The organism is Lactobacillus sp. UMNPBX17 (assembly GCF_002553735.1).
Lineage (GTDB): Bacteria > Bacillota > Bacilli > Lactobacillales > Lactobacillaceae > Lactobacillus > Lactobacillus gallinarum.
This window is the reverse complement of the sequence record NZ_PCYT01000147.1, coordinates 1-1,193: the sequence shown is the minus strand read 5'-3', so window position 1 is coordinate 1,193 and position 1,193 is coordinate 1. Positions and strand designations below refer to the sequence as shown.

The 1,193-nt window shown below is 39.1% G+C and carries 1 protein-coding gene; it reads right to left on the bottom strand.

What is annotated here, in order from left to right:
* Nucleotides 1–36: 36 nt before the first annotated feature.
* Nucleotides 37–1,083: an IS30 family transposase gene (locus tag CP368_RS10015; protein WP_065991187.1), complete on the bottom strand. Its 1,047-nt coding sequence runs from the start codon at nucleotides 1,081–1,083 to the stop codon at nucleotides 37–39.
* Nucleotides 1,084–1,193: the final 110 nt, after the last annotated feature.

Below are 1,193 nucleotides of genomic sequence, written 5' to 3'. Positions count from 1 at the left end.
CGAAAATTGCAATTTCAAATTGAACACTTTTGAAAATTAAATTCTGTATATTGAATCTAATCTTCTTTCAAATAGTTCATCTGGAGTATGGTAGCTCAATACTTTTCTAGGTAGATCATTAATCCAGAGCTCAATTGAGAAGATGTCATCCAAGCTATAATTCTTAACATACTCACCTTTAGGAATAAAGCGTCTAATTAAACGATTATGACATTCAACCCCGCCTTTATCACAAGAAGTATAAGGATGAGCATAGTAGACTAAAGTGTTTGAGATATCCTCAAGCTGGGAAAGATCCGCAAATTCAGAACCGTTGTCTGTAGTTACCGTTTTAAAGACTTCATTCCAATGTTCTTGATATTGAGCCTTCAAGTTGTTAAAGGCCGTCATTACGCTGCCAGCTGTCTTGTCAGGAATTGGAACTATCATGAACTTACGGGTCATTCGCTCATACAAGGTCAGCAGAACTTCATCGTCTTTGGTTTTATGCCCTAAGACCAGATCACATTCCCAGTGACCGAACTCTTTGCGCTGATCAATATATTTGGGCCTGTCTTCAATACTGCGGCCAAGTTTCTTTTTATTTGCACGAATACGCTTGGTTTTGGTATTGCGGGTAAGTTTTTCTGGCAGATCAGTATTTTGAATCTGGAGAAGGCCTGAATCTACGTAGCGGTAAAGAGTTCTGGTGCAGACAATCTGATTCCTGGTAAACAGTCCCGTTGCCAGGGAGCGGCCAACACAGGCATCCAAAGACCAGCCAGAGTTAAAGAAATGTTCTTGCACATAATCAATGAAGTGCTTCTTAAGCAGATAGTGCGGCTTACGTCCAGAATTCAAGCGGTGACGATTATAAGCCTCTTGACCAGCTTTAGCGTGATAGCGTTTGACATTGCCGTTATACAAAGTGACAGTACCGCGATCTATTTCATATTTGATCGTACTAGGAGAGCAGTTAAGCTTGCGTGCAATAGCACGCATGGAATAGCCTTCTTTGCGCAAAGTTTGGATTTCAACTCTGTTTTCAAAAGAAAGATGCTTGCCTTTAGTATGAGTGTCTGTGATAGAATGTAATAAGTTCATTTGAATCTCTTTTCTAGAAGTTTTTGTGGTTAATTACATTCTATCAAAGAGTCCAAATGGACTTTTTTTAATATTTGAACGAAGTGTTCAATTTGATTTTACAATCCGCC